This window comes from Myxococcales bacterium (assembly GCA_016717005.1).
Classification (GTDB): Bacteria; Myxococcota_A; Polyangia; order Haliangiales; family Haliangiaceae; genus UBA2376.
This window is the reverse complement of sequence record JADJUF010000008.1, coordinates 119,793-142,843: the sequence shown is the minus strand read 5'-3', so window position 1 is coordinate 142,843 and position 23,051 is coordinate 119,793. Positions and strand designations below refer to the sequence as shown.

Genomic DNA, 23,051 nt, shown 5'->3' with positions numbered 1-23,051 from the left:
AGGTCGAGCGCGCCCGCGATCCCAACGCCCTCGACGTGCCGCGCGACGCCCCGCCGCCGCCGCCGCAGGTCGCGTTCATGACCAGGAGAACCGGCAGGTGCTCGACACGCTGCTGCAGACCGATGTCCGCACGCAGCTCGGCAAGTTCACCGGCCTGCCCGGCGAGAAGAAGGCCGGCGGCATGGGCTACGGCAAGGGCGACGGCACCGGCGTCGGCGACGAGCTCGGCGGCACCGGCACCACCCGCGGCGGCAAGGGCAACGGCCCCGGCGGCGGCGGCTCGGCCGAGGGCGACTTCGTCAGCCACGGCAAGATCGACACCGGCGAGACCCGCGCGCCCAAGGGCGCGGGCGGCACCGGCAGCGGCGTCAAGGAGGTCGCGGTGGTCGGCACGGGCTCGGCGAGCGGCGACTTCGGCGGCCTGACCCGCGAGGAGATCGACAAGGTCGTGAAGTCGCGCGCCGGGCTGATCAAGTCCTGCTACCAGCGCGAGCTCGACAAGACCAAGGGCATCGGCGGCAAGCTGGTCGTGAACTTCTCGATCGCCCCCGGCGGCGACGTGACCCGCCAGAAGGTCGACTCCGGCAAGAGCTCGCTCCACAACGCCTCGGTCGAGGACTGCGTGCTGCGTCAGATCGCCAAGCTCAAGTTCCCGGCCAAGGGCGGCGGCGTCGTCAACTACCCGTTCATCTTCTCGCAAGGCTGACCCAGCCCGATCATGCGCCCTCGTCGCCCAGGAGCCTCCATGCGCGCCCTCGCCTGCACATCGCTCGTCGCCGCGCTCGCGGCCAGCGCCTGCGCCAGCGACCCCCAGTACATCCCGGGGCCCGCCGCGATCGAGGTCGGGGTCGACACCGGCGATCCGACGATGCCGCCGAGCACCGTGGCGACGGCGTCGGTGACGCTGCCGATCAAGCCGGAGACGATGCCGGCGATGCTCGAGCGCCAGGCCCGGGAGACCGAGCTCGGCATCGAGCTGGCCTACGTGCGGCTGGGCGATCTCGACGTGTCGATCGAGTGGACCGTCAAGAACCTGGCGATGGCCGAGGCGGGCGTGAAGGTCAAGATCGACGGCGGCAACCAGTTCTTCTACTACGTGCCGCTCAACTTCGTGATCGACCCCGACGAGGACGAGACCCCGCCGTCGCTCGCGGGCGGCATCCCGATGCGGGTCCCGGCCGGCGGCACGCTGTCGGGCGTCGTGCGCGAGGACCAGCTGCGCGAGGCCTCGCTCGATCTCGAGGCCATCTCCCGGGGCATGGTCAATCCGTTCGCGGCGATGTTCAACATCAACGAGGATGACCCGACGGTGCTCGTGGCCGGGGTGCCGGTGCCGCAGGACGCGGTCTCACAGATGATCCGATACGACATCAGCGTCGAGGCCGACCAGCACGTCGTCCTGGAGTACACGCTGCGGGTGCGCGATCAACGCGGCATCCTGCACGAGCAGCTGCTGGCGGCGCCCGCCACGGACATCGTCACGTTCACGCCCGCCGAGTACATCCCGCCGCCCCCGCCGGCGCCATGATCACCCCCGCGATCACGACGGCGACGACTTGACGGCGCGCGCCCCGGCGACGACAGTTTTGGCGATGCCCCGTCTGGCCGTCGTTCTGGTCCTGGCCGCGGCCGCGGTCGCGCCCGCGGTGGCGCACGCCCGGCCCGCCAGCAAGGGCGTGTTCGCCGAGGTCGGCCTCGGCGGCGGCGGCGCGCTGGCCGCGAAGAGCGCCTGGGTCCAGCCCGGGCCGGCGCTGGCGCTGCGGCTCGGCACCGATCTGTTCTCGTGGTTCTCGGTCGGCGTCGCGGCCGGGTCGTCGACCCACGCCGCGACCGTGCCGGCCCCGCCCGAGGGCGAGTACGTCCAGCTCTACCGCGCCCGCGCCGACGCGCGCGTGACCGCGCGCCTGAACGCGATCGCGCTCTACGTCGAGGGGGGCGCCGGCGCGGCGATGCTGTCCTCGAACGTCCTGGCCAAGGTCGGCGTCCAGGATCCCGACGAGCGGTTCTCGCTGCTCGTCGCCGGCGGCGGCGGCTTCGAGTACCAGCTCCAGAACCGGCACTACGCGCTCGGCCTCGGCGGCGAGTACTGGCTCGCGCCGGGCTTCGACGCGCTCTCGGGGGTCGAGGTCCGCGCCTTCCTACGCTACACGTACGGCGGGGCGCGATAGCGGATCGCTGGAGGCGGGAGGCGCTGGGGGTGGCGCGGGTCCCCTCGGGCCGCGGTTCGGGGGGCCCGGCTCGACGTGAGCGGGGTGCCGCACCACGACATCCGGAGCCCGCCCACCCGGGCCGTGGAACTTACGCGTCCGACGGAGACCCGGACCACCCCTGCGCTCGCGACGACTGTGGCGATCGCCGCGGTGTTCGAGCGCGCGACGCGATCGGATCGCGGGAAGGACGCGGGTACGACACCACCGTTGGGGCAGCGCGACGAGGGCCGCGGGGGACGTTCCGCTGGACGACGCGACCGCGGTGATCCGCGCGGAGAGCGCCACGGGCGCCGGCGGGCGGTCCGGGGCTCCGTCGGGGAGCCCGCCGCCCGTCATGGGTGCGATCGCGCACTGGACGATCGCCGCGGCGAGCGCCACGAGCACCGGCGGGCGGTCCGGGGCTCCGTCGGGGAGCCCGCCGCCCGTCATGGGTGCGTCGCGCACTGGACGATCGCCGCGGCGATCGCCACGAGCACCGGCGAGCGGTCCGGGGCTCCGGCGGGGAGCCCGCCGCCCGTCATGGGTGCGTCGCGCACTGGACGATCGCCGCGGCGATCGCCACGAGCACCGGCGAGCGCAGGGGTGGTCCGGGTCTCCGTCGGACGCGTAAGTTCCACGGCCCGGGTGGGCGGGCGCCGGACGGTCGTGGTGCGGCACTCCGCTCGCGTTGTGCCGGGCGCCCCGAGCCGCGGCCCGAGGGGACCCGCGCCACCCCGCAGCGCCTCCCGCCGCTCGTCGACTGATCGCGTCGACGCGGGCGGGTCAGCGCAGGGCGTGCTTGTTGGGGCCCAGGGTCGTGGCGAGGGCGCGGCGGAAGTGCGCCCGGGGCTCGAGCATGCCGAGGACCGAGGCCACGCCCATGCGCTGACGCCACAGGAGCGTCACGGCCGGTGGCAGGGCCAGGCCGCCGGCGGCCAGCACGTCGCGGGTGGCGGCGGTCAGCTCGCCCGCGTAGTGCCGATCCCAGGCGAACGGCGCGTCGGTCGCGAACGGCGCCGCCAGCGCCCGCTCCCAGTCGCGGTGGACCACCGTCGACAGCGATGAGGTCGTGTGCAGGATCCCGGCGGCGGCCAGGGCCATGCGGAAGCGCTCGGCGCCGGCGAACGGATCCTCGTCGAGGATGCCCTGCCAGATCGCGCGATCGGCGGCCCGGGCGTCGGCGTCGAGCTCGACGGTGCAGCCGAAGTCGAGGAACCACACCCGGACCGGGTCGCCCTGGCTCACCAGGTAGTTGCCGGGGTTGGGATCGGCGTTGAAGAAGCCGTGGTTGAGCGGCGTGCCCCAGGCGAACCGCACGATCGCCAGCGCGACCTCGGCGTGCAGCGCCCCGTCGCCCGCCGGCAGCTCGGCCAGCGGCAACCCCGGCGCCCGCGCCATCGTCAGCACCCGTCCGGTCGAGCGCGCGCGATCGACCGCCGGGATCGCGATCGCCGGATCGCCGGCCCAGGCCGCGGCCGCCCGCTCGAGCGCGTCGGCCTCGGCCCGGTAGTCGAGCTCGCCGACGATCGCCGCGCGGATCGCCGCGAGCGCCGGCGCCGACAGCGCGTGGCCCAGCGGCAGCCCCGCGAGCCGGCGCACGAACCCGTCGGACGCGACGTCGGCGGTCAGCGCGTCCGCGATGCCGGGGTACTGCACCTTGACGGCGAGGGCGCGGCCGTCGGCGTCACGGGCGGCGTGGACCTGCCCGAGCGAGGCGGCCGCGATCGGCGACGGATCCCACTCGGCGAAGATCTCCTCGGGCGGCGCGCCCAGCTCGGCCAGGACCACCTCCGCGATCGCCGCCGACGCCGCGGCCGGGGCCGCGTCCCAGAGCGCCCGCAGCTCGGCCGGCGCGCCGCGCCCGGTGTAGGCGTGCAGCTGCGCCACCTTCGCGACGCCGCCCTTGAGCACGCCGGCGTGGCGCGCCAGCTCGCGCTCGGCGGCCTCGTCGACGATCCGATCGTCGTGATCGGCGGAGGTCGGATCGGTCGTGACGATCTGCTTGGCGCGAGCCCAGATCCGGGCCAGGCCGACCCGCGCGTCGGCGCCGAGGCGGCGGCGCAGGCGCGCGCGGGTCTCGTCGCTCACGTCACACCATCTTGGCGCGGGTGCTGGCCGAGATCCGGGACGCGAAGTTGCGCTCGCGCTCCTCGACCAGCTCGCCGATGTACGAGAGCACCTGCGGGTGGGTCATGATGATCTCGCGGAAGTCGGTCGCCGGCAGGCACAGCGCCAGGCACTTGGGTCGGGTCCGCACCGTGATCTGGCTCGGCTCCCCGGACAGGAGCGAGGTCTCGCCGATCAGCTCACCCGGCCCGAGCGCGGCGATCGGCGCGTTGTCGCGCAGCACGTCGACCTGCCCCGCCAGCAGCGCGTACAGGCCCTGGGCCTTGACGCCCTGCTGCGTGATCGTCGTGCCGGGCTCGATCTCGAGGAACTTGAAGCGGCTGACCAGGTACCGCCGATCAGCGTCAGCGAACGGCGCGAACAGGGGGTGGGTCTGCACCAGCCGGTCGACCAGCCGCTCGCGCAGGAACCGCAGGATCACCGGCAGCACGTCGGCGTGGTCCGACACCAGCGCCGCGATCACGTCGCGATCGATCGCGAGCAGCTGCGTGGTCGCGGTGGCCTCGATCGTCGCCGACCGCGGCTGCTCGGTCACCAGCGCGACCTCGCCGAAGAAGGCGCCGGGGCCGAGCCGCGACACCTCGATCCGCGGCGGCCCCTCGCTGACGACCGCGACCTCGCCGTCGACCACGACGTACAGCGTCGTGCCGGCGTCCCCCTGGCGGAACAGCGTGTCGCCGTCGACGAGATCGACCAGCGCCAGCCGCTCGATCAGCGACTCGAGCGCTGCCGACGACAGGCTCGCGAACAGCGGCGTCGCCGCCAGCGCCTTGCGGGCCGACTCCGAGTACGCCTTCGGCTCGGCCAGGAGCGGCACCTCCTCGAGGTCGTCGATCGACAGCTCCTCGGGGTCGTCGCCGTGCTCGATCTCGATGCCGGCGTCGCTGTCGCCCTCGCCGGCCACGAGCGACGAGAAGATCTCGATCGACGGGCCATCCTCGAACGGCTCGTCGTCGATCGGGATGACCATGATGCCGGACGACTCGCCGCGATCGTCGACCTCGGCCTCGGCGCCCGGCATGACCGTGGCCAGCGCCACCGAGTCGAGCGGCGCGCCGCGATCGATCGTGATGTGCGACCCCGAGCGCTCGCGGCCGTCCTCCTCGACGGCGTCGCGGGGCTCCTCGGTGCCGTCGAGGGTGAACTCGCCCTCGGTCGCGGTCGCGGTCGCGGACGTGGCGGGCTCGGGCGGCGGCGCCTGGACCGCGGGGCGGACGAACGACACCGACGGCGGGGTCGTCGTGGGGCGGCCGCGCGTCGGCTCGCTGGCGCGCAGCATCTCGACCACCGGCAGGCCGTGCAGCGACAGGTGGCGATCGGCCAGCGCCCCGGCCTGGGACCGGCCGGCGTCTTGCTGCTCGCTCATCGTCGCGAGCCGACGCTTGGCGCTGTCGTGCCCCGGCTCGAGCGACAGGATCACCTTGCACACCGCGATCGCCTGGACCATGAAGCCGCCCTGGACGTAGCGCTCGATCGCGCGCTCGTAGGCGGCGACCGCCTCGCGCTCACGATCGAGCCGGCGGTAGCTCTCCGCCGCCCGCTTGGGCCAGTTGGGCTCGCTCGGCTCGAGGCGCTCGAGCTCGAGGTAGCACTCGACCGCCTTGCGGTGCTTGCCCTCGGCGGCCGCACGTGCGGCTTCGTCGCGGACCTGGCGGGCGTCACGGCGGGCCATGGCGCGCGACTATAGCGCGAGCGGCGGCCCCGCACGGCCGCTGGTGATCCACCCGTCGTACCGATCGATCGCGCGACGGGTGGTCGGGCCGAAGCCCTTGACGGCGCCATCGATCGCGAGGACGGCCGTGACGCCGCGGCGGCTGCTGGTCGTGAACACCTCGTCGGCCCGATCGAGCCGCGCCCGCGTGACCAACCCACGCGCGATCGCGACGCCGTCCGCGGACAGCAGCTGGACCAGCCGGGCGGCGGTGACGCCGAGCAGCACGGGCCCGTCGGCGATCGTCACGCGGCCACCCTCGACGATCGCCACGTTCGACGTCGCGGTCTCGAGCACGCGGTCGTCGGGATCCACCAGCAGCGCGTCGTCGGCGCCGACCGCGTCGGCCGCCGCGAGGGCCAGCACGCTCGCCAGGTAACTCCCGGTCTTGGCGCCGGCCGGGACGAGCGCGCCGGTGCGCCCGCAGCGCTCGACGGTCCGGGTCACCAGCCGCACGCCGACGCTCGGGCTGGGCGTGAACGGCTCGACGAGCACGACCGCGCGCCCGGGCTGCGCGCGCCGGCGCCGGACCGCGGTGCCGTCGCCGGCGGTCCAGATCACCCGCGCCACCGCGGCGGGCTCGGCCGCGGCGTCGATCGTCGCGGCGATCCAGGCGCCCAGGGCCGCGGCCGGCGGAGGCAGGCCGCACGCCGCCGCTGACCTCGCCAGGCGGGCGAGGTGGGCGTCGCCGTCGACGAGCCACGCCCGCTGGGCGCGCGCGATCTCGAAGACGTGGTCGCCGAACAAGAGGCCGCGGTCGGTCACCGGGATCGCGGCCCGCGCCAGCGGCGTGACCTCGCCATCGATCGACGCCATCGCCGGCATGGTGCGGTTCTACCAGCCCCCGCCCCTGACGCGAGTTCGTTTCATGAACGATCTTTACATCTTGCAGAAATGACGCAACGCATTAACGTCGGTCCCATGACGACCACCACCGCCACCGCCGAGCCCGCTCCGTCCGCCCAGATCCCGCACGCGATCGCCGTGCGCTGGACCGCCACCACGACCGCCGTCCGCTCGCGCGTCGCCGCCACCCTCGCCCGCTTGCGGGCCGCGCTCGACCTGCCGAGCGCCACCGAGGTCGCGGCCCTGGTCGCGCGGCTCGACGCCATCGACGCCCGGCTGGCGGCGCTGGCCGAGAGCGAGGCCGCGAACGACGACGAGGACAGCGAGCCGCGTCGGCGCGGTCGCGCCCGCCGCAGCTGATCGCCCGGCGCGCGATCGGGTATGGTGCGCGCGATGTCCGAGCCGGCAGCTCCCCGCGCGCTGATCATCGTCCCGACCTACAACGAGCGCGGCAACGTCGAGGACGTCGTCCGCCACTTCCTGCCGCCGCTGCCCGGCGGCGAGCTGCTGTTCGTCGACGACAACTCGCCCGACGGCACCGGCGAGCTGCTCGACGAGCTGGCCGCGCGGGATCCCCGGGTCCACGTGCTGCACCGGCCCGGCAAGCTCGGGCTCGGCACCGCGTACCTCGACGGGTTCCGCTGGGGCCTGGGCCGCGGCTACGACTACCTGTTCGAGATGGACGCCGACTTCAGCCACGACCCGAGCTACCTGCCGGGGCTGTACCAGCGGGCGGTGGCCGGCGCCGACGTGGTGATCGGCTCGCGCTACGTCGCGGGCGGCGGCACGCGCAACTGGGGCCTGGGCCGCAAGCTGATCTCGCGCGGCGGCAGCCTGTACGCGCGCACGATCCTCGGCGTCAAGCTGCGCGACGTCACCGCCGGCTTCATCTGCTACCGGCGGCGCGCGCTCGAGACCATCGACCTCGACGCGATCCGCTCGAACGGCTACTCGTTCCAGATCGAGATGAAGTACCGGGCGCTGCAGGCTGGTCTGACCGTGGTCGAGGTGCCGATCGTCTTCGTCGATCGCCGGATCGGGCAGTCGAAGATGTCCCGGAAGATCTTCGTCGAGGCGATGAGCCAGGTCTGGCGGCTGCGCCTGGGATCTCGGTGAGGCGCCGATAGGGTTCAATCCGGGCAGGTCTTGTTGTAGCGTTCTCGACATGCGCCTGCTCCGCCTCCGCGTCCGCACTGCCGACGAGTGGCGCGAGCTGATCGCCGCCGGGGTCGCCCCCGACACGCTGTTCGTGCCCACGACCGACAAGGTCGGCGATGGCGAGGAGGTGCTGGTCGAGGTCACCGCGCCGTCGCTGCCCAACAAGGTGGTGTTCCGCGGCGCGGTCCACTCGTGGCGCCCGGCCTTGCCGCGCCTGCGGGTGCGGGCCGGCGCCAGCGTCCACTTCGCCACCGGCGAGGAGCACAAGCGCGACTTCATCGGCAACGCCCTCGACGGCCGCATCGCCGACGTGCCGCGCCGCAAGCACGATCGCTTCCCGCTGACGGTGGCGGTGCGGTTCCGCGCCGGCGAGCAGCTGGCGTTCGAGACCGGGTCGCTGGTCGAGGTCAGCGCCGGCGGCGCGCTGCTGACCGCCGACGTGCCGCCGCCGATCGGCGCCGAGGTCGTGCTCGAGATCACCCCGCCCGGCGCCGCGGCCGCGATGACGGTGGCGGCGCGGGTCAGCTACCACACGCCCCAGGGCGCGGCCGGGCTGCGGTTCGTCAGCCGCGACGGCGACGGCGCGCGCCGCCTGCGCGAGCTGGTGCGGCGCCTGGTCGTCGAGTAGCGATGGCCCGCGACGCGTACCCGCGCGTCCGCGACACCCTGCCGGTCGAGGCGCTGCTCCGCGACCTGATCGACCTCCACCACCTGACGCCCGAGGTGCGGGCGCACCGGATCCTGATCGAGTGGGCGACGCTGGTGGGGCCACAGATCGCGCGCGTGACCGCGCCCGACGGCCTGCGCAACGGCGTGCTGTCGGTGTGGGTCAAGACCTCGACCTGGATGCAGGAGCTCCGGCTGCTGCGCGACCGGGTCATCGCCGACATCAACGCCGGCCTGGGCGATCCGCCGACGGTGACCGAGCTGCGCCTGCACTTCGGCGCCGCGCGCCTGGTCGACGGCGGCGATCCCCTGGCGCGGCTGCGGCGCGATCGTGATCGGCGCCGTCCGCCGCCCCGACGGGTCGCGACGCCGGCGCCGCCCGGAGCGCGCGGCCGCGATCGCGCGCGAGGCCGCGCTGGTCGACGACCCCGAGCTGGCGGCGCTCATCCGCGACGTGCGGACCCGCCACGACCGCTGACGCGGCCTTGCCGCTAGCCGCGCGTCATCGCCTGGCGCAGCTCGCCCACGAACGCCTCGACCGCCGCGGCCGCGCCGGTGGCGCCGGCCGCGCCGATCCGCTCGACCACCGCCGAGCCGACCACGACGGCGTCGGCGACCGCCGCGACCGCGGCCGCGTCGGCCGGGGTCTTGATGCCGAACCCGACCGCGACCGGCGCGCCGGTGGCGGCGCGGATCGTCGCGATGCGATCGCCGGCGACCCGGGCCGGATCGAACGCGGCGCCGGTCACGCCGGTCAGCGAGATGTAGTAGACGAACGGCGGCGCCAGCGCGCGCAGCCGGGCGACGCGCGCGGGCGTCGACGTCGGCGCCAAGAGCGGCACGACGCCGAGGCCCTGGGCGGCCAGCGGCGCGGCCAGCTCGTCGAGCTCCTCGATCGGTAGATCGACGGTCAGCGCCGCGTCGACGCCGGCCGCGGCGGCCTCCGCGGCGAACCGCTCGACGCCGTAGACGAAGATCGGGTTGTAGTAGCCGAACAGGACGATCGGCACGTCGACGCCGGCCGCGCGCGCCGCCGCGACCGCGGCCAGCGCGCTGACCAGCCCGCCGCCGGCGGCGAGCGCCCGCTCCATCGCCGCCTGGATCGCGCGGCCGTCGGCCGACGGATCCGAGAACGGCACGCCCAGCTCGACCACGTCGGCGCCGCCGCGCGCCGCGGCCGCGATCACGTCGGCGGTCGCGGCCGGCGACGGGTCGCCCGCGGTCAGGTAGACGATCAGCGCCGCGCGATCCTCGGCGGCGACCGCGGCCAGGCGCGCGCGCAGGCGCGGGGCGGTCACGCCCGCGGCGGTCACAGCGACACCCCCAGCCGCTGCGCCACGGTGATCATGTCCTTGTCGCCGCGCCCCGAGAGGTTGACGACGATCACGCCGTCGGGCCCGACCTCGGCCGCGACCTCGGCGACCGCCGCGATCGCGTGGGCGGTCTCGAGCGCGCACAGGATGCCCTCGGTCCGGGCCAGCTGCTGCAGCGCGGCCAGCGCCTCGGCGTCGGTGCGGCTGACGTAGCGCGCGCGCCCGACGTCGCGCCAGTGGGCGTGCTCGGGGCCGACGCCGGGGTAGTCGAGGCCGGCCGAGATCGAGTGGGCCTCGGCGATCTGCCCGACCCGGGCGTCGTCGGCGTGGGTCAGCACGTACGACTTCGAGCCGTGGAGCACGCCGATGCGGCCGGCGCCGAGCGTCGCGGCGTGGCGCCCGCTGGCGACGCCCTCGCCCGCGGCCTCGACGCCGATCATCTTGACCGCGGCGTCGTCGACGAAGCCCGCGAACAGCCCCGCGGCGTTGGAGCCGCCGCCGACGCACGCGACCAGGGCGTCGGGCAGCCGGCCGAGCTGAGCCAGGCACTGGGCCCGGGCCTCGATGCCGATGACCGCTTGCAGCTCGCGCACCATCCACGGGTAGGGGTGCGGCCCGGCGACCGAGCCGATCACGTAGAACGTGTCGCCGACGTTGGTGACCCAGTCGCGCAGCGCCTCGTTCATCGCGTCCTTGAGCGTGCGGGTGCCGCTCGCGACCGCGATCACCCGCGCGCCCAGGAGCTTCATCCGGAACACGTTGAGCGACTGCCGGGCCACGTCCTCGGCGCCCATGTAGACGTCGCACGGCATGCCGAACAGGGCCGCGACCGTCGCGGTCGCGACGCCGTGCTGGCCGGCGCCGGTCTCGGCGATCAGCCGGCGCTTGCCCATGCGCCGGGCCAGCAGCGCCTGGCCGACGCAGTTGTTGATCTTGTGCGCGCCGGTGTGGTTGAGGTCCTCGCGCTTGAGCAGCACCGTGGCCCCGACCTCGGCGCCGAACCGGGCCGCGTGGTACAGGCGCGACGGCCGGCCGACGTAGTCGACGAGCAGGCGCTCGACCTCGGCCCCGAAACCCTCGTCGACCCGCGCCACCCGCCACGCCGCCTCGAGCTCGGCCAGCGCCGGCATCAGGGTCTCGGCGACGTACTGGCCGCCGAACGGGCCGAAGCGGCCGCGCGGCCCGGGATCGTGAGCGGTGGCGAGGATCATCGCGCGCGAGTCTACCGCCAAGGCCCGCGCGCGACAGCCGCGGGGGCCGACGAGCGCACGGCCGGGCGCCACGTCCGAGCGGCCCGCTCGCGCTGGGGCGTCAGCGCCGCAGGTAGCTGACCGAGCGGTGCGCGGCGTCGATGAACTGCTGCACCTTGGTCGGGTCCTTGTCGCCGGGCGCGCGCTCGACCCCCGACGCGACGTCGACGGCGAACGGCCGGACGGCGCCGATCGCGGTCGCGACGTTGACCGAGGTCAGGCCGCCGGCGAGGACGATCGTGTGGCCGGCGGCGACCGCCTGGGCCGCGAGCGCCCAGTCGATGACCTGGCCCGTGCCGCCGCGGCCAGGGCCGGCGGCGTCGAGGACGTGGGCCGCGGCCGGCCACCGCGCCAGCCGCGCGAGATCGTCGGGCCCGGCCACGGCGATCGCCTTCCACACCGTCAGGCCCGCGGCCGCGAGCGCGGCGCCGTCGGCGGCTGGCTCGTCGCCGTGGAGCTGCACGATGTCGAGGCCGACCGCGGCCGCGGTCGCGATGATCTCGGCCACCGGCGCGTCGACGAACACGCCGACCGCCCGCGCGCGCGGATCGACGGCGCGGATCGCGCGCGCCGCCGCCCGGGCCAGGCCGCGCTCGACCACGCGCTGCGAGCCCGGCCAGAAGTTGAGGCCGACGAACGCGGCGCCGCGCCCGACCGCGTAGGCCGCGTCGTCGATACGGGTGACCCCGCAGATCTTCACCGGGATGGTCATGCGTCCTCCAGCAGCGCCGCCAGCGCCCGCCCCGGATCGGGGGCGCGCATCAGCGCCTCGCCCACCAGCACCGCGTCGACGCCGGCCGCGCCCAGGGCGACCACGTCGGCGCGGATCCGGATGCCGCTCTCGCCGACCAGCACGGTGCCGGGCGGCACCTGCGGCGCCAGGCGCGCGGTCAGGCTCATGTCGATCGTCATCGTCGTCAGATCGCGGTGGTTGACGCCGAGCAGCCGCGGCGCCAGCGCCAGGGCGCGCTCGGCCTCGGCGGCGTCGTGGACCTCGACCAGCGCGTCGAGCCCGTGCTCGCGCGCGCACGCGGCCAGCTCGCGCAGCGCGCCGTCGTCGAGCGCGGCCACGATCAGCAGCACCGCGTCGGCGCCGGCGGCCCGGGCCTCGTCGATCTGGTAGGGGTCGATCACGAAGTCCTTGCGCAGGAGCGGCACCGCCACCGCGGCGTGGACCGGCGCCAGGAACGCGAGATCGCCGTCGAAGAACTGGCGATCGGTCAGGACCGACAGCGCCGCGGCGCCAGCGGCGACGTAGCCGCGCGCGATCGCCACCGGATCGGCGCCGGCGCGGATCGGCCCGGCCGACGGCGACGCCCGCTTGATCTCGGCCAGCGCCCGCACCGCGCCCCCGGCCGGCCGCGCCAGGGCCGCGGCCAGGCTGCGCGCCGGCGGCGACGCCCGGGCCGCGCGGGTCAGGTCCTCGAGCGAGCGCGCCGCGCGCGCGGCCGCGACCTCGGTCGCCTTGACCGCGAGGATCTCGGCCAGGATGCTCACGCCGCCTCCTTCGACGCCGCGATCCACGCCTCGAGCGCGCGGGCGGCGCGGCCGTCGTCGATCGCCGCGGTCGCGAGGGCCGCGCCGCCGCGCAGCGAGTCGGCGACGCCGATCGCGTGCAGCGCCAGCCCCGCGGTCATGACCGCGGCCTTGCGCACCGCCCGGGTCGGGGCCGCGCGATCGATCGCGTCGGCGCCGGTCAGCACGCGCCACAGGATCTGCGCGTTGGTCGCGGCGTCGCCGCCGATCAGCTCGTGTGGATCGGCGCCGGCGACGCCGAAGTCGGCCGGCGCCACCGCGTACTCGCGCACGCCCTGCCCGGTCCACTCGGCGACCCAGGTCATGCCGGTGACGGCGATCTCGTCGATGCCGCCGTCGCCGTGGACCACGAACGCGCGGCGCGCGCCCAGCCGGCCCAGGGCCCGGGCCATCGGCGCGCACCAGGCCTTGTCGTAGACGCCGACCACCTGGTGCGCGACCGCGCCCGGGTTGGTCAGCGGCCCGAGCAGGTTGAACAGGGTCCGGGTCCCGAGCTCGCGCCGTGGCCCGGCCGCGTGGCGGGTCGCGGCGTGGAACGCCGGCGCGAACGCGAAGCCGATGCCGACCCGGGCCAGGCACGCCGCGACCGCCTCGGGCGGCGCGTCGATGCGCACGCCGAGGGCCTCGAGCACGTCGGCCGAGCCGGCCTTCGACGACACCGCGCGGTTGCCGTGCTTGACCACCAGCGCGCCGGCCGCGGCCGCGACGATCGCCGCCAGCGTCGACACGTTGACCTGCCCCGAGCTGTCGCCGCCGGTGCCGCAGGTGTCGACCGCGCGGGCGGGGTCGGCGACCGGCCAGCGGCAGCGCCCGGGCCCGCATCGCGCTGGCCGCGCCGGCCAGCTCGTCGGCGGTCTCGCCCTTCATGCGCAGCGCGACCAGCAGCGCGCCGATCTGCGCCGGCGTCGCCGCGCCCTCCATCAGCTCGCCGAACACCGCGGCCACCTCGTCGAACGGCAGATCGCGCCGGGCGATCACCGTCGCCAGCGCCGCCTTGACCCGCGCGCTCACGCGGCCCCGCCGCTGGCGCGCAGGAAGTTGGCGAGCAGGTCCTTGCCGGCGGCGGTCATGATCGACTCCGGGTGAAACTGCACGCCCTCGACCGGCGTGGCGGTGCCGGCCAGGGCCTTGACCCGCACGCCCATGATCTCGTCGTCCCAGGTCTTGGCCGTGACCTCGAGCTCGTCGGGCATCGACTCGGGCGCGATCACCAGCGAGTGGTAGCGGGTCGCGACGAACGGGTTGGGCACGCCCGCGAACAGCCCGCGCTCGTCGTGGAAGACCTTGCTGGTCTTGCCGTGCATGACCTGCGCGGCCCGGACGATCCGACCGCCGTAGACCTGGCCCAGGCACTGGTGGCCCAGGCACACGCCCAGGATCGGGATGACGCCGGCGAAGCGCCGGATCACGTCCATCGAGATGCCGGCCTCGTTGGGCGTGCACGGCCCGGGCGAGATCACGAGCTGGCGCGGCGCCATCGCGGCGATGCCGTCGAGGGTCAGCGCGTCGTTGCGCTCGACCCGCACGTCGGCGCCGAGCTCGCCGAGGTACTGGGCGAGGTTGTAGGTGAACGAGTCGTAGTTGTCGATCAGCAGCAGCATCTCAGGAGCCCTCCGGCGGCTGCCCGGCCATCGCCACCGCGCGCAGCACCGCGCGGGCCTTCGCCAGCGTCTCCTCCCACTCGGCGGTCGCGACCGAGTCGGCGACGACGCCGGCCCCGGCCTGGACGTGGATCGTGGCGCCGGTGGTCACGAGCGTCCGGATCGCGATCGCGAGATCGAGGTTGCCGGTGTAGCTGACGTAGCCGACCGCGCCGCCGTAGAGGCCGCGATCGGTCGGCTCGAGCTCGTCGATGATCTCCATCGCCCGGATCTTGGGCGCGCCCGACAAGGTGCCGGCCGGGAACGCCGCCCGCAGCACGTCGCGCCAGGTCTTGCCGTCGGCGAGCTCGCCCTCGACGTGGCTGACCAGGTGCATGACGTGCGAGTACCGCTCGATCACCATCTGCTCGGTGACCTGGACCGAGCCGGTGCGCGCGACCCGGCCGACGTCGTTGCGGCCCAGATCGATCAGCATCAGGTGCTCGGCCAGCTCCTTGGGGTCGGCGCGCAGCTCGGCCGCGAGCGCGGCGTCCTCGTCCTTGGTCGCGCCGCGGCGGCGGGTCCCGGCGATCGGCCGCAGCGACACAGTCCCGGCCTCGAGGCGCACCAGCGTCTCGGGCGAGGCGCCGGTGACCACCGCCTCGGGGTAGTTCAGGTGGAACATGTACGGCGACGGGTTGATCACCCGCAGCGACCGGTACACGTCGAGCGGATCGACGTCGCCCCGGGCCACGTCGAGCCGCTGCGACAGCACCACCTGGAACGCGTCGCCGGCCAGGACGTAGTCCTTGATGCGGTCGATCGCCGCCTCGAAGTCGGCCTGGCCGAAGGCCGAGGCCGCCGCGGGGATCGGGGCGTCGGGCGGCAGCGGGGCCAGCGGCTTGAGCGCCGGCCGCGGCCCGCGCAGGGTCGCGATGATCGCGTCGATGCGCGCGCACGCCCGATCGTAGGCCGCCTCGGCGCGCTCGGGCCGGGCCACGTACGGCGTCGCGACGACCTTCAGCGTCTGGCGCAGGTTGTCGAAGATGACGACCGTGTCGGTGATCGCCATGCACAGCGTCGGCACGCTCAGCCCGGGCTTGGGGCGCGCCGGCAGATCCTCGAACGCGCGCACGCAGTCGTAGGCGATCCATCCGACCGCGCCGCCCCAGAACCGCGGCAGCCCCGGCGCCGGGCTCGGCCGCAGCTCGCCCATGACCTCGGCCAGGGCCTCGGCCGGATCCGCCGCCGCCCACGCGGCGGTCCGGGGCGGGCCGCCGCCGTCGACGTCGAACCAGGTCACCCGCGGCCATCCCCTCGGCGCACGGTCAGCACCGCGCGCGGCGCGACGCCGACGAACGAGTACGCCGCCCACGTCGCGCCGCCGACCACCGACTCGAGCAAGAAGCTGTAGGCGCCGCCGCCGAGCGCCGCGTAGGCCGACACCGGCGTGTCGCTGTCGGCGCACAGCTCGCGGTAGACCGGGATCAGGTTCGCGGTCGCGGCCGCGCGCACGAACTCGTCCCGCGCCGGATGGTACATGCGCCGACCTGTGTACACCGAGCGCGGGCCGCCGTCACGCCGCGGACCCCAGCGTAGACTGCGGGGGTGCCCGACGATCTCGCGCTCCGCCCCTTCACCCCCGACGACGCCGACGCGGTCGCCGCGCTGAGCGCGCGCTGCTTCGATCCCGATCCCGCGTGGACGCCGGCCCAGGCGGCTTCGATGCTCACCGCCGCGGCGCTCGGCGGCGGCGCCCACGCCACGGTCGCGACCCGCGGCGGCCGCGTCGTCGGGGTCGGAGGGTTCGTGCGCGCCGCGCCGTGGCTGTTCCTGTGGCCGCTCGCCGCCGACGACGGCCCGGCGGCCGGGGCGCTCCTCGACGCGACGGTCGCGGCCGGCCGTGGCCCCGGGGTCGCGACCGCGCGGGTCAGCACCCGGACCTGCGAGCCGCACAAGCTGGCCGAGGTGGTCGCGCGCGGGTTCCGCCGCTCGATCGACTTCGTGCAGCTCGCCCGGCCGACCGCGCCGTCGCTGCCAGCCCCGGCGGTCGCCGCCACGCCGCGCCGCGGCGACGCGATCGATCGCGCGGCCGCGCACGCGCTCCACGAGCAGGCCTTCGCCGCGCTGGCCAACACCGCGCCGATGGCCGCCGCCGACTTCGCGGAGCTGCTCGATGGCCCCGGCGCCTGGTCGGCCGCGACCTCGGCCTGGCACGACGCCGCCGGCGCCTGCGTCGGGTTCGTGATCGGCGCGACCGCCCCCGATCACGGCGTCATCGAGGCGATCGGCGTCGATCCGGCGTGGCGGGGCCGCGGCCTCGGGCGGGCCATGATCGCCGACGTCCTGGCGATCGCCGCCGGCGCCGGCGTCGCCGAGGTCCGGGCCATGGTCGCCAGCGACAACCCGGCGTCGCTGGCGCTGCACGGCCGAGCCGGGTTCGTCGAGCGGGCCCGCAAGGAGCTGTGGGATCTCGCGTTGTGACCGGCCGCCGCCGCGGGTAGATTGCGCCCGCCATGTCCCACGCCACCGATGTCGTCCGCGCCACCGATCCCGAGCTCGCCGACCTGATCGCCGCCGAGGAGCAGCGCCAGCGCGACACGATCCGGCTGATCGCGTCGGAGAACTACGCGTCGGCGGCGGTGCTCGCGGCCACCGGCAGCGTGCTCACCAACAAGTACTCCGAGGGCTACCCCGGCAAGCGGTACTACGAGGGCCAGGCCCACATCGATCGGATCGAGCAGCTGTGCCTCGATCGCGCCAAGGCGCTGTTCGGCGCGGAGCACGCCAACGTCCAGCCCTACTCGGGCTCGCCCGCGAACCTGGCGGTGTACCTCGCGTTCTGCAAGCCCGGCGACACGATCATGGGCCTGGGCCTGCCCGCCGGCGGCCACCTGACCCACGGCTGGCCGGTGTCGATCACCGGCTCGTACTTCCGCGCGGTCCAGTACGGCGTGCGGCCCGACACCCACCGGATCGACCTCGATGAGGTCCGCGCCCTCGCGCTCAAGGAGCGGCCGCGGCTCCTGTTCGCTGGCGGCACCGCGATCCCGCGCACGATCGACTTCGCGGGCTTCGCCGCGATCGCGCGCGAGATCGACGCGATCTTCGTCGCCGACATCGCCCACATCGCGGGGCTGGTCGCGGCCGGCGTCCACCCGAGCCCGGTGCCCCACGCCGACGTCGTGTCGTCGACGACCCACAAGACCCTGCGCGGCCCGCGCGGCGGCATGCTGCTGTGCCGCGAGGGCCACGCCAAGGCGATCGATCGCGCGGTGTTCCCGGGCCTGCAGGGCGGCCCCCACAACCACACCACCGCCGGCCTCGCGGTCGCGCTCAAGGAGGCCGCGACCCCGGGGTTCCGCGCCTACGCCGCGCAGATCGTCGCCAACGCCCGCGCGCTCGCCGCCGGCCTGGTCGAGCGCGGCTTCGCCGTGATCACCGGCGGCACCGACAACCACCTCGTCCTGGTCGACGTCACCAGCAAGGGCACCGCCGGCAAGCCGCTGGCGAAGGCGCTCGATCGCGCCGGCATCGTCTGCAACTACAACACCGTGCCGTTCGACCCGCGCAAGCCGTTCGATCCGTCGGGCATCCGCCTGGGCACGCCCGCGGTCACCAGCCGCGGCATGGCCGAGGCCGAGATGGCCCAGATCGCCGCGTGGATCGATCAGGTCGCGCAGGCGCCGACCGACGACGCCGCGCTCGCGCGGGTGCGCGGCGAGGTGCTCGAGCTGACCCGCGGCTTCGCGGCCCCCGGCCTCGCCGAGGCGTGATCGCGCGGGTGCGCGGCGAGGTGCTCGAGCTGACCCGCGGCTTCGCGGCCCCCGGCCTCGCCGAGGCGTGACCGATCACTCGGGGCTGTCGTCGGGGCCCGCCGACGGCGCGGCCCCGGCGAAGGTCAGGTAGACGTAGGAGAGGCCGTCGGGCTCGGTCGCGGTGCGCGCCACGCCCTCGGACACCGGCGCGCCCGACTTGAACGCGATCCGGACCTCGACGCCGGCCGGGTGCCCGGGCTTGCCCTTGCGCGCGCGCGCGGCCTTGACCGTCCTGGCGCTGATGCGCGCGACCGGCGCGTCGAAGAACCGGGTGTCGAGCGGGCGCCGGGTGTTGTGGGCCTGCCGGGTCAACCCCGCGAGCGAGACGATCACCTCGCCGCCCTCGACCCGCTGGCTGATCGTGAACGGCTGCGCGGCCTGGAAGAACACCTCACCGGCGCCGTCCTCGGCCCTGAACCCGACCCAGCCGAGCGTCTTCGGCGCCGGGCGGGTCGTCTTCGCGTCGGGCGACGGCCGCCCGCTCGGGCTCACGCCGCCGTACTCGCCCTCCTTGTGGTGGGTGCCGTCGTCGCCCGGGCCCCCGGCCCACGCCGGACCGGCGAGGAGCGACAGCGCAGTGATCACGGCGGCGGCGGTGCGACCCATGCATGGATCCTACGAGGCGCAGCCGCCGCGAGCAAACTTTGCGGTCACCCACGCCGGGACGGGTCGGACAGCACCAGCGGATCGACCGCCATCGGGCGGAACCGCGGGCGCACCTCCCCCACCGCGAACAGCGAGCCCGCGACGACGACCAGCCCGCCCAGGCCGACCGCCGTCCGGGCCTGGTCGACCGCCGCGGTCAGATCGTCGGCGCACTCGACCAGCCCGCCGCACGCCCGCACCCGCGCCGCCAGCGCCGCCGGGGCCAGCGCCCGCGGTTGATCGTAGCGGGTCGCGATCGTGGCATCGACCACCGCCGCCAGCGGCGCGACGATGCCGTCGACGTCCTTGTCGGCGCTGATCGCCAGCACCAGCACGCGCGGGCGCTCGGGCCGGGCCGCGATCGCGCGCGCCAGGGCCGCCGCGCCGGCCGGGTTGTGGGCGCCGTCGAGGACCACCGTCGGGCCGCGGGCGACCTGCTCGAGGCGACCGGGGTGCACCGCCGCCGCGTAGCCGGCCGCGCGCACGTCGGCCGGCGCGACCAGCGCGCCGACCGCGACCAGCTCGTCGAGCACCGCGTCGGCGCACGCGGCGTTGGCGCGCTGGTGGTCCCCGGCGAGCGCGGTGGCCGGGGCCCGGGCGACGTCAGCGTCGGTCACGAGCCGCGTCGTGGCCACGCCCGCGCGCGCGGCCGCCGCGGCCAGCATCGGCACCGCCTCGGGCTCGCCGGCGCGGCCGATCACCGCGCGCTGGCCGGCCTTCCAGATCCCGGCCTTCTCGTCGGCGATCTGCGCCAGCGTCGCGCCCAACAGATCCTGGTGGTCGAGCGCCACGCCGGTGACCGCCGCGATCGGGGCCGGCACCGCGGTGGTCGCGTCGAGCCGTCCGCCCAGGCCGACCTCGAGCACGGTGATCTGCGGTGCGGCCTCGGCCAGGATCACCAGGCCCAGCGCGGTGACCTGCTCGAAGAACGTCAGCGCCTCGCCGCCGGCCGCGACCACGCGCGCGAAGGCCTCGACCACCGCGGCCTCGTCGGCCAGCGCGCCGTCGACCGTGAACCGCTCGCGCAGGCTAGCCAGGTGCGGCGAGGTGTAGACGCCGACCCGGGCGCCGGCGGCCTGCGCGACCGCCGCGACCAGGGCCGCGGTCGAGCCCTTGCCGTTGGTGCCGCCGACGTGGACCACCGTGCCCAGGCGCCGCTCGGGGTGGCCGAGCGCCGCCAGCACCCCGGCGATCCGGTCGAGCCCGAAGACGATGCCGGCCCGGCGCGCCGCGAACAGCCGCGCCAGGACCTCAGGGTAGGTCGTCGTCACGGTCGCTCGACGAGCCCAGCTCGGACTCGTCGAGCGTGTCGCCGACGTCGGGGCCGGGCGCGTGCGTGAACCAGCGCAGGGCGCGCACCAGCGCGGCCTTGAGCTCGAGCCGCGGCACGACCTGATCGACCATGCCGTGCTCGAGCAAGAACTCGGACCGCTGGAACCCGGGCGGCAGCTGCTGGCGGATGGTCTGCTCGATCACCCGCGGGCCGGCGAAGCCGATCAGCGCGTCGGGCTCGGCCAGGATGATGTCGCCGAGCATCGCGATCGACGCGGCGACGCCGCCGGTGGTCGGGTGCAGCAGCACCGCGATGTACGGCACCCGGGCCTCGCGCAGGCGCGCGCGCGCGGCCGAGGTCTTGGCCATCTGCATCAGCGAGAGCACGCCCTCTTGCATGCGGGCGCCGCCCGAGGCCGTGAACAGGATCGACGGCCGCCGGTGGGCGACGCGCGCGCTCGAACTGCCGCGCGATCTTCTCGCCCACCACCGAGCCCATCGACCCGCCCATGAACTCGAACACGAAGAAGCCGGTCTCGACCGGGATGCCGCCGACGGTGCCGGTGCCGGCGCGGTAGGCGTCGCCGTCACCGACCTTCTTGGTGGCCGAGCGGATCTGGTCCGCGTACTTCTTGCCGTCGACGCGGGAACCCCAGGCGGATCCGAGCTGGTCAGGTGGGTGTCGTGCTCGGTCCACTCGCTGTCGAGGATCATCCCGATGCGCTCGTCGGTCGACATCTTCAGGTGATGTCCGCACGACGTGCACACGCGGAGGTTGGCGATGAGGTCGCTCTCGTAGAGCGTGGCAGCGCACTTCTCGCACTTGATCCAGATCCCCTTGGGGACGGATTTTTTGGGCTCGGCTTCCAGGCCGCCCGAACGAGACCACCAGGCCATGGGAGCGCGTGAATACCCAAACCGGCCGCCCACCGCAAGCGGGGCGGGTCGGCATGGCGCCGGGGCTCCGGGATCGCGAGGCGCCGGGCACGGCACGCAACCCACCGACATTGCTCAACATCGGCCAATTTGACGCCGCTTCTGGAGCAAACCATCTCGCGGTTTCCGCTCGAGTCTGGTACGTAACCAGCGCCCGTACCTGGGGCTCCAGGTCCAGGGCTAGTCGACTGATCGCTCGGGTTCGTCTTCGTGAGGTTTGCGATGTCCGCGTCTTCTGTCCTGATCATCAACGAAATCGAGAGCGAGCGGGAAGAGATCGGCCGGGCGCTCGAGGCCGAGGGGTTCAAGGTGGTGCAGGCGTCGTCGCCGGCCGAAGCCGTGCGAGTGATCTGGGAGGGCTCGTTCATCGCCGCGGTCGTCTCGACGCTCCTGACCGGCACCAGCACGACCGCGCTGACCCAGCAGCTGTCGCAGATGGCGCCCGAGCTCGAGACCCTGGTCTACGGCAAGAACGACGAGCTCCAGCGCCTGGTCCGCAAGGTCTGCGAGATCCGCGACGGCGAAGCCGCCGCCTGATCAGCGCCGGTCCGCAGCTCGATTCGTGCGGCCGTCGTCCACGCGGGCGCAGGTCCGTCGGGAGGCCAGGCCCGTCGTCCACGCGGGGCGCAGGTCCGTCGCGAGGCACGCGCCCGCTGACGCTCAGGTGTTCGGGAAGCGGTCGCGCAGCTCGAGGAACTCGAGGAAGTCGAGCAGGCGCCCGACCTCGGGGATGACCAGGCCGTCGGCGTCGATGCCGGCGTCGCGGGCGGTCGTGACGAGCTGCGCGGCGGCCAGCCGGTTGAGCACCTCGGCCACCTCGCGCGTGGTCAGCGCCACGCGCTCGGCCAGCTCGTCGACCCGCAGCGGCAGGTGCACCGCGTAGTCGTGGGCGCCGCCGGCGGCGGCGTACTGCTCGTCGGCCATCTGCCGCAGGCACTGCACGACCCGGTGGTTGGCGTTGGGCAGGAGCAAGAGCTCGACCTGCTGGTTGGCGCGCTCGAGCCGCCCGGCCAGGGTCCGGATCATCCGGACCGCGATCTCGACCCGGCCGCGCAGCATCGCCTCGAACGTGCGCGCCTCGATCACCAGCAGGCGCGCCGGCTCGCGCACGACCGCGGTGGCCGAGCGCGGCCGGGCGTTGATGAGCGCCATCTCGCCGAGGAACTCGCCGGGCGGCAGCACCGCCAGGACCCGCTCGCCGCGGCGGATCTCGACCGTGCCGCTCTGGATGACGTACATGAAGTCGCCCGGGTCGCCCTCGCGAAAGAGCACGCAGCCGGGGGCGTAGTCGCGGGCGAAGCGCTCGATCAGGTTCTCGGACACGTCGACTCTCCCGTCCGCGTCATCGCACGGTGGCGTGACGCAGGATGTGGAACAGCGTGCGCCCGCCGGCCGCGCAGGCGGCGCGGACGCCGCTCGAGCGGCTCGGGACGATCGTGGTGCCGAGGTCGACCTCGACGATGTTGAGGCCGAGCCGGAGCGCGCGCACGAGCATCTCGACGTCCCAGCCGGCGCCGCGATCGCTCATGCCCAGCGCGACCAGCGCCGGGTAGCGGATGGCGCGGACCGGCCCCGGCCGCCCGAAGCGCTGGCCGTAGACCGTGTCGATCAGGCGGCCGATCGCGCGGTCGCGCAGGCGCGGATCGACGGTGCCGGAGATGGTCAGCTCGGCCTCGCCGCTGACGATCGGCGCGAGCAACCGGCCGAGCTGCTCGGCGTCGAGCCGGGCGTCGGCGGGCACGAACGCGACCACCTCGGGCGGCTCGGGCTGCTGGCCGAAGTGCGCGAGCGCGCGCAGGCACGCGGCGCCGTACCCGCCCGACGGCTCGCGCAGCACGACCGCGCCGAGATCGCGCGCGATCCCGGCGGTGCCGTCCCGCGACGCGCGATCGACGACGATCACCGCGTGGGCCTCGCGCAGCGCCGCGCGATCGAGCGCCGTCGGCAGCTCGCGCTCGGCGTCCTGGGCCGGGATGACGACGTCGGTGCGCGCGCGCCTCACCC

The 23,051-nt window shown here is 75.0% G+C and carries 22 protein-coding genes and 3 pseudogenes; 10 read left to right on the top strand and 15 right to left on the bottom strand.

The window, feature by feature from the left end:
• Positions 1-97 precede the first annotated feature (97 nt).
• The 3 genes from IPL61_10395 (at position 98) to IPL61_10385 (ending at position 2,168) form a co-directional block, all read left to right on the top strand.
• A complete protein-coding gene (locus IPL61_10395; protein MBK9031716.1) occupies positions 98-706 on the top strand; it encodes an AgmX/PglI C-terminal domain-containing protein in 609 nt (202 codons plus the stop codon).
• Between the two features lie 39 nt (positions 707-745).
• Positions 746-1,528 (top strand): hypothetical protein, encoded by a 783-nt coding sequence (locus IPL61_10390; protein ID MBK9031715.1) that lies wholly within the window; start codon positions 746-748, stop codon positions 1,526-1,528.
• A gap of 64 nt (positions 1,529-1,592) precedes the next feature.
• Positions 1,593-2,168 (top strand): hypothetical protein, encoded by a 576-nt coding sequence (locus IPL61_10385; protein MBK9031714.1) that lies wholly within the window; start codon positions 1,593-1,595, stop codon positions 2,166-2,168.
• Between the two features lie 804 nt (positions 2,169-2,972).
• On the opposite strand, the gene IPL61_10380 is transcribed toward IPL61_10385, so the two are convergent.
• The 3 genes from IPL61_10380 to IPL61_10370 are packed head-to-tail and all read right to left on the bottom strand — an operon-like array spanning position 2,973 to position 6,843.
• Positions 2,973-4,277, bottom strand: coding sequence for a hypothetical protein (locus tag IPL61_10380; protein MBK9031713.1), 1,305 nt, complete (start codon positions 4,275-4,277; stop codon positions 2,973-2,975).
• Between the two features lies 1 nt (position 4,278).
• The gene (locus IPL61_10375; protein MBK9031712.1) at positions 4,279-5,988 is read right to left on the bottom strand and encodes a cyclic nucleotide-binding domain-containing protein; all 1,710 of its coding nucleotides are present in this window, start codon (positions 5,986-5,988) and stop codon (positions 4,279-4,281) included.
• Positions 5,989-5,997: 9 nt separating this feature from the next.
• Positions 5,998-6,843 carry an aminotransferase class IV gene (locus IPL61_10370; protein ID MBK9031711.1) on the bottom strand — a complete coding sequence of 282 codons (846 nt, stop codon included), beginning with the start codon at positions 6,841-6,843 and terminating at the stop codon, positions 5,998-6,000.
• Between the two features lie 105 nt (positions 6,844-6,948).
• On the opposite strand from IPL61_10370, the gene IPL61_10365 reads away from it, so the two are divergent.
• From IPL61_10365 to IPL61_10350, 4 genes are read left to right on the top strand one after another with little or no spacing between them, the layout of a single operon-like run.
• On the top strand, positions 6,949-7,233 hold the full coding sequence (locus IPL61_10365) for a hypothetical protein (protein ID MBK9031710.1): 285 nt from the start codon (positions 6,949-6,951) through the stop codon (positions 7,231-7,233).
• A 33-nt stretch (positions 7,234-7,266) separates the two neighbouring features.
• Positions 7,267-7,989 carry a polyprenol monophosphomannose synthase gene (locus IPL61_10360; protein ID MBK9031709.1) on the top strand — a complete coding sequence of 241 codons (723 nt, stop codon included), beginning with the start codon at positions 7,267-7,269 and terminating at the stop codon, positions 7,987-7,989.
• A 49-nt stretch (positions 7,990-8,038) separates the two neighbouring features.
• Positions 8,039-8,659 carry a PilZ domain-containing protein gene (locus tag IPL61_10355; GenBank protein ID MBK9031708.1) on the top strand — a complete coding sequence of 207 codons (621 nt, stop codon included), beginning with the start codon at positions 8,039-8,041 and terminating at the stop codon, positions 8,657-8,659.
• A gap of 2 nt (positions 8,660-8,661) precedes the next feature.
• Positions 8,662-9,192, top strand: a complete 531-nt coding sequence (locus IPL61_10350; protein ID MBK9031707.1) for a DUF721 domain-containing protein — start codon at positions 8,662-8,664, stop codon at positions 9,190-9,192.
• Here IPL61_10350 and IPL61_10345 read toward each other — a convergent pair.
• The 7 genes and pseudogenes from IPL61_10345 to IPL61_10315 all read right to left on the bottom strand — a co-directional run bounded on the left by IPL61_10345 (position 9,189) and on the right by IPL61_10315 (position 15,918).
• Positions 9,189-9,995, bottom strand: coding sequence for a tryptophan synthase subunit alpha (locus IPL61_10345; protein ID MBK9031706.1), 807 nt, complete (start codon positions 9,993-9,995; stop codon positions 9,189-9,191). The two genes, IPL61_10350 and IPL61_10345, sit on opposite strands and share 4 nt — an antisense overlap.
• 11 nt (positions 9,996-10,006) lie before the next feature.
• Positions 10,007-11,221, bottom strand: a complete 1,215-nt coding sequence (gene trpB, locus IPL61_10340) for a tryptophan synthase subunit beta (protein ID MBK9031705.1) — start codon at positions 11,219-11,221, stop codon at positions 10,007-10,009.
• A gap of 100 nt (positions 11,222-11,321) precedes the next feature.
• A complete protein-coding gene (locus tag IPL61_10335; GenBank protein ID MBK9031704.1) occupies positions 11,322-11,972 on the bottom strand; it encodes a phosphoribosylanthranilate isomerase in 651 nt (216 codons plus the stop codon).
• Positions 11,969-12,757 (bottom strand): indole-3-glycerol phosphate synthase TrpC, encoded by a 789-nt coding sequence (gene trpC / locus IPL61_10330; protein MBK9031703.1) that lies wholly within the window; start codon positions 12,755-12,757, stop codon positions 11,969-11,971. Before trpC ends, IPL61_10335 begins: the two co-directional genes overlap by 4 nt.
• Positions 12,754-13,717: pseudogene (gene trpD, locus IPL61_10325) on the bottom strand (anthranilate phosphoribosyltransferase). Before trpD ends, trpC begins: the two are co-directional and overlap by 4 nt.
• 86 nt (positions 13,718-13,803) lie before the next feature.
• Positions 13,804-14,397 carry an aminodeoxychorismate/anthranilate synthase component II gene (locus IPL61_10320; protein MBK9031702.1) on the bottom strand — a complete coding sequence of 198 codons (594 nt, stop codon included), beginning with the start codon at positions 14,395-14,397 and terminating at the stop codon, positions 13,804-13,806.
• Position 14,398: 1 nt separating this feature from the next.
• Positions 14,399-15,918: pseudogene (locus IPL61_10315) on the bottom strand (chorismate-binding protein).
• Positions 15,919-15,984: 66 nt separating this feature from the next.
• Here IPL61_10315 and IPL61_10310 point away from each other — a divergent pair.
• Both IPL61_10310 and IPL61_10305 read left to right on the top strand, forming a co-directional pair.
• Positions 15,985-16,860 carry a GNAT family N-acetyltransferase gene (locus tag IPL61_10310; protein ID MBK9031701.1) on the top strand — a complete coding sequence of 292 codons (876 nt, stop codon included), beginning with the start codon at positions 15,985-15,987 and terminating at the stop codon, positions 16,858-16,860.
• 32 nt (positions 16,861-16,892) lie between these two features.
• Positions 16,893-18,152 carry a serine hydroxymethyltransferase gene (locus IPL61_10305; protein ID MBK9031700.1) on the top strand — a complete coding sequence of 420 codons (1,260 nt, stop codon included), beginning with the start codon at positions 16,893-16,895 and terminating at the stop codon, positions 18,150-18,152.
• 75 nt (positions 18,153-18,227) lie between these two features.
• On the opposite strand, the gene IPL61_10300 is transcribed toward IPL61_10305, so the two are convergent.
• The 3 genes and pseudogenes from IPL61_10300 to IPL61_10290 all read right to left on the bottom strand — a co-directional run bounded on the left by IPL61_10300 (position 18,228) and on the right by IPL61_10290 (position 21,008).
• Entirely contained in the window at positions 18,228-18,800 is a 573-nt protein-coding gene (locus tag IPL61_10300) for a hypothetical protein (GenBank protein ID MBK9031699.1), read from the bottom strand.
• A gap of 44 nt (positions 18,801-18,844) precedes the next feature.
• A complete protein-coding gene (locus tag IPL61_10295) occupies positions 18,845-20,110 on the bottom strand; it encodes a bifunctional folylpolyglutamate synthase/dihydrofolate synthase (GenBank protein MBK9031698.1) in 1,266 nt (421 codons plus the stop codon).
• A pseudogene (locus IPL61_10290) lies at positions 20,091-21,008 on the bottom strand (acetyl-CoA carboxylase carboxyltransferase subunit beta). Before IPL61_10290 ends, IPL61_10295 begins: the two are co-directional and overlap by 20 nt.
• Positions 21,009-21,269: 261 nt before the next feature.
• Here IPL61_10290 and IPL61_10285 point away from each other — a divergent pair.
• Positions 21,270-21,584 (top strand): hypothetical protein, encoded by a 315-nt coding sequence (locus IPL61_10285; GenBank protein ID MBK9031697.1) that lies wholly within the window; start codon positions 21,270-21,272, stop codon positions 21,582-21,584.
• 123 nt (positions 21,585-21,707) lie between these two features.
• Here IPL61_10285 and IPL61_10280 read toward each other — a convergent pair whose 3' ends face one another.
• Positions 21,708-22,370: a Crp/Fnr family transcriptional regulator gene (locus IPL61_10280; protein MBK9031696.1), complete on the bottom strand. Its 663-nt coding sequence runs from the start codon at positions 22,368-22,370 to the stop codon at positions 21,708-21,710.
• 19 nt (positions 22,371-22,389) lie between these two features.
• On the bottom strand, positions 22,390-23,049 hold the full coding sequence (locus tag IPL61_10275) for a glycosyltransferase (GenBank protein MBK9031695.1): 660 nt from the start codon (positions 23,047-23,049) through the stop codon (positions 22,390-22,392).
• Positions 23,050-23,051 lie beyond the last annotated feature (2 nt).

Excerpts from the sequence above, each read along its gene's own strand:
- IPL61_10385 (MBK9031714.1), top strand. The coding sequence starts at position 1,593 with ATGCCCCGTCTGGCCGTCGTTCTGGTCCTGGCCGCGGCCGCGGTCGCG.
- IPL61_10350 (MBK9031707.1), top strand. The coding sequence starts at position 8,662 with ATGGCCCGCGACGCGTACCCGCGCGTCCGCGACACCCTGCCGGTCGAG.
- IPL61_10390 (MBK9031715.1), top strand. The coding sequence starts at position 746 with ATGCGCGCCCTCGCCTGCACATCGCTCGTCGCCGCGCTCGCGGCCAGC.
- IPL61_10365 (MBK9031710.1), top strand. The coding sequence starts at position 6,949 with ATGACGACCACCACCGCCACCGCCGAGCCCGCTCCGTCCGCCCAGATC.
- IPL61_10305 (MBK9031700.1), top strand. The coding sequence starts at position 16,893 with ATGTCCCACGCCACCGATGTCGTCCGCGCCACCGATCCCGAGCTCGCC.
- IPL61_10370 (MBK9031711.1), bottom strand. The coding sequence starts at position 6,843 with ATGGCGTCGATCGATGGCGAGGTCACGCCGCTGGCGCGGGCCGCGATC.
- IPL61_10285 (MBK9031697.1), top strand. The coding sequence starts at position 21,270 with ATGTCCGCGTCTTCTGTCCTGATCATCAACGAAATCGAGAGCGAGCGG.
- IPL61_10300 (MBK9031699.1), bottom strand. The coding sequence starts at position 18,800 with ATGGGTCGCACCGCCGCCGCCGTGATCACTGCGCTGTCGCTCCTCGCC.
- IPL61_10375 (MBK9031712.1), bottom strand. The coding sequence starts at position 5,988 with ATGGCCCGCCGTGACGCCCGCCAGGTCCGCGACGAAGCCGCACGTGCG.
- IPL61_10360 (MBK9031709.1), top strand. The coding sequence starts at position 7,267 with ATGTCCGAGCCGGCAGCTCCCCGCGCGCTGATCATCGTCCCGACCTAC.
- trpB (MBK9031705.1), bottom strand. The coding sequence starts at position 11,221 with ATGATCCTCGCCACCGCTCACGATCCCGGGCCGCGCGGCCGCTTCGGC.
- IPL61_10320 (MBK9031702.1), bottom strand. The coding sequence starts at position 14,397 with ATGCTGCTGCTGATCGACAACTACGACTCGTTCACCTACAACCTCGCC.
- IPL61_10355 (MBK9031708.1), top strand. The coding sequence starts at position 8,039 with ATGCGCCTGCTCCGCCTCCGCGTCCGCACTGCCGACGAGTGGCGCGAG.
- IPL61_10335 (MBK9031704.1), bottom strand. The coding sequence starts at position 11,972 with ATGACCATCCCGGTGAAGATCTGCGGGGTCACCCGTATCGACGACGCG.